This window comes from uncultured Flavobacterium sp., from assembly GCF_963975005.1.
In the GTDB taxonomy this organism is placed as follows: domain Bacteria; phylum Bacteroidota; class Bacteroidia; order Flavobacteriales; family Flavobacteriaceae; genus Flavobacterium.
On sequence record NZ_CAXBFR010000142.1, the window covers coordinates 1 to 6,895 of the forward strand.

Genomic DNA, 6,895 nt, shown 5'->3' on the forward strand with positions numbered 1-6,895 from the left:
CAAGTCCTAGGCCGCTACCAATTGGTTTCTTTACATTTTGGTCCCGTGATTGATAAAATTTATCAAAAATGGTTTCAAAATCATTTACATCAATTCCTTTTCCATTATCTATAACGGAAGTTTTTACAAAATTATTTTCAATTTCACATTGAATGGTGATTTTTCCATTTATATCTGGACAAAATTTGATTGCATTCGATAATAAATTCGTTATTACTTGTACTATTCTATCTTCATCATAAGAACAATAAACTTTTTCATTACTAATAATAGTTACATGAATGGCTTTGTTTTTAATCAAGTGTTGTAAAGGTTCAATAGAATTTTTAATGGTTTGTACTAAATTATTATGATTTGGATGAATGGTTTGCTTTCCTGTTTCAAATTTTTCTAAATCCAGGATTTTATCAATTAAACGATTCAATCTATCCGATTCTGAAATAATATTTTGTAGAAATTGCTTTTTTAGCCCTTCCGGAATTTCATCATCATCGTGTAAAATTTCACTGGCTGCACGAATGGCTGTAATTGGAGTTCTTAATTCGTGTGTGACAGTATCCAAAAATTCGTCTTTTTGTTTGTCTTTGATGACTAAATTATCATTTGCATTTTTAAGTTGGGAAGAAATCTTTTTCAATTCATTAGAGGTTTCAGTCAACTTTTTATTGATAATTATATTTTCTTTAGATTCTTCTAGAATTTTCAATACTTCTGGTAATGTGACCTTTTCTTCTTTTACTACACTTGAAATTAATATTCGAGCAGAAGCTGTTCCAATATGACCTGTTAAAAGGTTTTCTGCAAATTTGACCAACCTTGCATCAGCTAACTCTTGATCTGAAGCTACATTATATTTAGTGTTGAAAATATGCATGGCTCGTTTTGTTCGATCTTCACCTAAAAAGCGAATTAGCACTTTCTTAATATCACTTGTGTAAGCTGTTCCTTTCCAAACAAAGGCATTTTCGTGATTGGTACTGTATTTATCAATATCTACATACATTTCTGCATAATTTCTTTCTCTATAATTTCCTTTAAAACTTACAGAAATTGCAAAATACAGGAACGTATTAAAAAGTAAACTCCAAAATAAGGCATGAGGAACAGGTTCTAAATAATCCAATCCAAACAATTGGAAAGGTTTTAACAATTCTATTTGAAACAATCCTTCATTTACAAACGTACTTGAAGAACTCGTAATTCCAATAGCATAAGGAATTAGTAAAGTGTACAAACAAATAGAAAAACCAATTATGATAGACCAAATGGCTCCTAATCTTGAACCTCTTCTCCAAAAAATAGCTCCAAAGAAAGCTGGTGCCAATTGAGCAATAACAACAAAAGCAATTAGTCCAATAGAAACCAAACTATAATCTAAAGCAAAGAACCTATAAATAAAATAAGCAGTAATAATCAGTGAAAAAATTGCGATTTTTCTAATGTTTACAATTTTCTTATTATTAATAATCTGTACTTCCGTGTTTAATTTGCCTAAAAAAGTGTAAGGAATTAATAAGTTGTTACTCAGCATTGTAGCTAAACTAATGCTAGAAACAACAATCATTGAAATTGCTGCTGAAAAGCCACCTAAAAAAACCAAAACAGTCATCCATTCATTGTTAAATAACTGAGGAATCAATAAAGAGTAAGTATCGGCATTAACAGCTGTTCCTTCAAAAAGTACATTTCCACCCCAAGCAATGGGATACACAAATAAATTAAAAATCAACAAATACAATGGAAATAACCAAATAGCTGTTTTAATGTGTTTTTCTCTATTGTTTTCTACAACTGACATGTGAAATTGTCTTGGCAATAAAAAAATAGCAAATAGTGAAACCATGCATAAAAAGAACCAATTAATACCTTGAGTCAAACCACCAATAGTATTTTTTTCTTTAAATTTTATTAGTTGCGATGCTTGATTATAAATATCATCAAAACCATCAAAAACAAAAAAAGTTACATAAACGCCAATCATCACAAAAAAGACTAATTTCAAAACACTTTCTATGGCTACAGCAGTAACAATTCCTTTACGTTTTTCTGATGCATCAACATATCTGGTACCATAATAAGAAGCAAATAAGGCTAATGCAATAGCAACATAAGTTGTAGTATCATTAAAAATTAGAGAACTAGAACTTGTATTAGTAACAATGTGAAAAGTTTCAGAAATAGCTTTTAACTGAAGAGCAATGTAGGGTAAGATTCCGAAAATACTAACTAAAGTAACAATAGCTCCTAAAAAACGACTATTGCCATAACGAAGAGAAATAAAATCAGCAATACTGGCAATTTTATTCACTCTTGAAATTTTAATTATTTTTCTAAGAATAATTATCCAAGCTGGAATGATTATTATGGGTCCAACATAAATGGGTAAAAAACCTAAACCTGAATTAGCGGCAACACCAATACTTCCATAATAAGTCCAAGCGGTACAATAAACAGCTAATGATAAAGAATAAATATAGGAATTATTAGTCCATTTAATATTTCCTTTTTTTTCTGCCCAATGGGCAATAAAAAATAAGAATCCTAAATAAATTAACAAAATAATTATTAGAACAATACTACTCATAATAACGATTTACTACTAACAATGAAACTAATATTGAAATTATCCATAATGAAAAAATGTAAATATAAATAACTGGAAAACCAAAAAGAGGAGCAGAACTGTCAAACAATAATAGAATGGGAATATTAAAAGCAATTAGTAATCCAATACTTAATACAATTAATTTTTGTTGGTGTCTTTTTTTCATTTTGAAGAAAACATGTACTTTTTACGTGTAAGTAAATATATTGATAATTTTATAATTTTTGAATGAAATTATTAAAAAATCCCTACTCTAAAAATACAAGAGTAGGGATTAATTTAGTTAAAACCAATAAACTAATTTTAATGTCCAGTTGCTTCACCTGCACCTGATGGAATTCTGATATTTTCTACAATATCTTGAACGTGTTGTGGTGGAGCTGGTGTAAAACTATTAACTACAAAGGCAACTATAAAGTTAACAATCATGGCAATAGTACCAAATCCTTCTGGAGAAATTCCAAACCACCAACTAGCTTTTAGTCCATCAACAGCTTCTTTTCCTCCATCAAATAATCCAAATTTGAATTTTAGCATATAGAAAAGCATTAATAAAAGTCCAACTACCATTCCTGCAACAGCTCCTTCTTTATTCATTTTTTTGTGAAAAATTCCTAAAATAATAGCTGGGAAGAATGATGCTGCTGCTAAACCGAATGCTAATGCAACAACAGCAGCTACAAATCCTGGAGGATTAATTCCAAAATATCCTGCAATTACTACAGCTACAGCTGCAGCACCACGTGCAGCCCAAAGTTCTCCTTTTTCAGAAATATTTGGATTAATCATTTTCTTGATTAAATCATGAGAAACAGATGAAGAAATTACCAATAACAATCCAGCAGCAGTTGATAAAGCAGCAGCTAAAGCTCCAGCAGCAACTAAAGCAATAACCCAGTTTGGCAATTGTGCAATTTCAGGATTAGCTAAAACCATGATATCATTATCAATCGTCAATTCAGATCCTTTAAACCCTTTTGCAGCTTGAGCAGCTAAGAATTCTTCGTTTTTAGATTTATCGTTATAATATTGAATTTTTCCGTCTCCATTTTTATCTTCAAATTTTAATAAACCTGTTTTTTCCCAATTGGTAAACCAAACTGGCATAGTTGCGTATTCTTTATTGCTAACAGTTTCAATTAAATTTGTTTTAGCAAATACAGAAACAGCTGGAGCAGTTGTATATAAAATAGCGATTAATAATAAAGCCCAACCTGCTGATTTACGAGCATCTTTAACTTTTTTTACGGTAAAGAAACGAACAATTACGTGAGGTAAACCTGCCGTTCCAACCATTAAAGCTAATGTGATTGCAAATACATCAATCATAGATTTTGAACCACTTGTGTATTCAGCAAAACCTAATTCTGTCGAAAGACCGTTTAATTTATCTAATAAATAAACATTTCCTTCACCAACAACTGTTGAACCCATTCCTAATTGCGGAATTACATTTCCTGTCATTTGAATAGAAATAAAAATAGCAGGAACCATAAAAGCAAAAATCAAAACACAGTATTGCGCAACTTGCGTATACGTAATACCTTTCATACCTCCTAATACAGCGTAAAAAAGAACAATAATCATTCCAATTACTACACCTGTATTAATATCAACTTCTAAGAATCTTGAAAACACAAGTCCCACACCACGCATTTGTCCTGCAACATAAGTAAATGAAATAATTAAGGCACAAAAAAACAGCTACAGTTCTTGCTGTATTTGAATAATATCTTTCCCCTATAAAATCTGGTACTGTAAATTTACCAAATTTTCTTAAGTAAGGTGCTAATAATAAAGCTAAAAGAACGTATCCACCAGTCCAACCCATCAAGTAAACTGCACCATCATATCCTGCAAAGGAAATAATTCCAGCCATTGAAATAAAAGAAGCAGCAGACATCCAATCGGCAGCTGTTGCCATTCCGTTAGCTAAAGGAGAAATTCCTCCACCAGCAACATAAAATTCTTTTGTGGATCCAGCACGAGCCCATATTGAAATTCCGATATAAAGAGCAAATGTAATTCCTACGATTATGTAGGTCCAAGTAAGTACATCCATGATATTTTTTGTTTAGTTTGTTAAATTAATTATTCGTCAAATCCGTATTTCTTATCTAATTTGTTCATTAATCGTACATAGACAAAAATCAATACGACAAATACATAGATTGACCCTTGTTGGGCAAACCAAAACCCTAATGGAAACCCACCAATTTTGATTTCATTTAAAACGTCTTTGAATAAGATTCCGGCTCCATAAGAAACCGCAAACCAAATACTTAATAAGATTAAAAGGTATTTTAAATTTTCCTTCCAATAGGCTGTTGCGTGTTTTTGTTTATCGCTCATAATAGTGTTTGTTAATAGTTATTTTATAGGTAAATCATTGCTTGAAGTGTGATTGTATTAACTGCTTTGTTTGAAGCATATTTAAGAGATTGATACTCTAAGGTTAATTTAGAATTATGACCGCTAAAATAGAAGTTTGAACCAACACCAATTTGATTGGCATTATCATTTAAGGCATCAATTTTTCTTGCATCATAAGACAAATAAGGTTGTATTTTAGTAGTACTTTTAGAAGGAACTACATAACCTAAATGTCCATGTAATAAAGTTCCTGTTTCATAAGTTGTTCCTAAAGTAAAGTCTTTTCCATAATCATTATTTTGAAATAAAGCATAAGCTGTTAATGCTCCGCCATTTGAACCCATAGGAACATCATAGAAAACATCAGCAGCTAATATTTTCACATCTTGACCGCTTAAGTTTCCAGAAGCATCTGCAACTACAGAACCACTTGGATGAACAAAGAAACCAGCACCAACATTAAATACTTTTTTAGTCCCTAAATAGGTTCCCACCTTGTAAGGCAAAAAGTTACTTTCACTATCTTTAAAAGCATATTCAAAATAACCAGCAAAGTTTTTTCCAGCATCTCTTGAACCTAATAATCTTCGACCTGTATAAGTTGCAGCACCACCATTTACGGGTACAGTTGTAGCTTGTAAATTATTAGTCATAGCTTCATTTATAGAAACTCTATATTGCAATTTATCAATAGCTCCTTTTGCATAAAAACCAATATGTCTTGCGAACTGATCAGTTAATCCTAACGTAGCCCATGCTTGACGTTGATTATCTAAAGTCATAATATTCAAAGTACTTTGATTATTTAAACGAGAAATTCCGTTCCAATAATGCAAACCACCACCAACAGCGTGATCTTTTCCTACGCTATATTGTGCCCATACATCATGAAAAAACAATTGTGACGATTCACCTTTACCAGTTGGAGAAAGATTATTCGCATTTAAGCTATTTAACCCAAAGTGAGTTAAGATTAAAAAGTTCTTGTTGATTTGAGCATACATTAAAACACGTGCTCTTCGTAAATTAAAGTTTAATTTACTATCTGTAACCGGGACATCATCATTATATTGAGCTTGCACCTGAGCCCAAGAAATAATTCTAAAATATTTAGAACCATCTTCATTAATATTGACTTTTAAACCTCCAGCATAATCAGGTGAGCCTTGGGAGAAAGCCATGGTTGTTAATAAAAATAAAGCTAAAATGGATAATTTTTTCATAATTTTTAGTTTGGTTAGTTTTTTGTTTTCGCTTGACCAAAGTCTAAAATTTTGTTAATGAAAAAAATTATGATATATATATATGTTAAGCGGTATAGTTAATCCTTAAAGCGTTCCCACTTTATAAGCATAAACTTATCGCCTAATTCAGTTATTATCATTCCAGCACCCGATAACAATTCTTTGTTTTGAAGGTATTCAATTAGTTCATGGTGCTTAAATATTTTATAAGTTGGATGGTAATTTGGATGGGGTGGTTTTTTTATTTTAAATTCTTGATAGGTTAAGTGGGTTCCGTCTACAAATACGACTAATATCATCTTTTGTAAATGTTCTTTTGTTTATTTTGTTATATAATGCATCTTCAGTTGGTTTTCCAAATAATCCTGTGACTTTAATTCCCAAACAATCTTGTATTTTAGAAATACTTCCATCCTTCGACTTACACCCAAACTTATAAATATCAGCACATTCAATAAATTTAGATGGATCCAATTCATTTATAACGTCCGGATCATTAGGGTCAATTAAATCACCACCACCTTTAACACATTCTCCAGTTTTTTCGTCTTTTACCATACCTTCAGGACATTCAACATTAACATCCTTATCCTTAAACCAATTGTACCATATTAAATATCCAACACCTGTAATGGTAGCAATGGTTAACAATGTTTTCCATTTAATGACTTTT

General features: G+C 31.0%; 5 protein-coding genes and 1 pseudogene. All 6 read right to left on the reverse strand.

All coding sequences use genetic code 11. From position 1 onward, the window contains the following. Nucleotides 1-2,584 (reverse strand): histidine kinase dimerization/phospho-acceptor domain-containing protein (locus AACZ53_RS13065; RefSeq protein WP_339839285.1); only part of this gene is annotated, 2,584 nt, incomplete at its 3' end. Then, nucleotides 2,577-2,771, reverse strand: a complete 195-nt coding sequence (locus AACZ53_RS13070) for a hypothetical protein (RefSeq protein ID WP_339839287.1) — start codon at nt 2,769-2,771, stop codon at nt 2,577-2,579. The genes AACZ53_RS13065 and AACZ53_RS13070, both read right to left, overlap by 8 nt. A 137-nt stretch (nt 2,772-2,908) precedes the next feature. Further along, nucleotides 2,909-4,667: pseudogene (locus AACZ53_RS13075) on the reverse strand (sodium:solute symporter family protein). Between the two features lie 29 nt (nt 4,668-4,696). Beyond that, a complete protein-coding gene (locus tag AACZ53_RS13080; protein ID WP_339839289.1) occupies nt 4,697-4,957 on the reverse strand; it encodes a DUF4212 domain-containing protein in 261 nt (86 codons plus the stop codon). 23 nt (nt 4,958-4,980) lie between these two features. Further along, nucleotides 4,981-6,201 (reverse strand): hypothetical protein, encoded by a 1,221-nt coding sequence (locus AACZ53_RS13085; RefSeq protein ID WP_026715756.1) that lies wholly within the window; start codon nt 6,199-6,201, stop codon nt 4,981-4,983. Between the two features lie 267 nt (nt 6,202-6,468). After that, nucleotides 6,469-6,895, reverse strand: a 427-nt coding sequence (locus AACZ53_RS13090) for a hypothetical protein (protein ID WP_339839294.1), incomplete at its 5' end; no start/stop codon positions are given.

Bases quoted from the DNA above. Each gene is read 5' to 3' on its own strand.
- AACZ53_RS13080 (WP_339839289.1), bottom strand. From the start codon at position 4,957: ATGAGCGATAAACAAAAACACGCAACAGCCTATTGGAAGGAAAATTTA.
- AACZ53_RS13070 (WP_339839287.1), bottom strand. From the start codon at position 2,771: ATGAAAAAAAGACACCAACAAAAATTAATTGTATTAAGTATTGGATTA.
- AACZ53_RS13085 (WP_026715756.1), bottom strand. From the start codon at position 6,201: ATGAAAAAATTATCCATTTTAGCTTTATTTTTATTAACAACCATGGCT.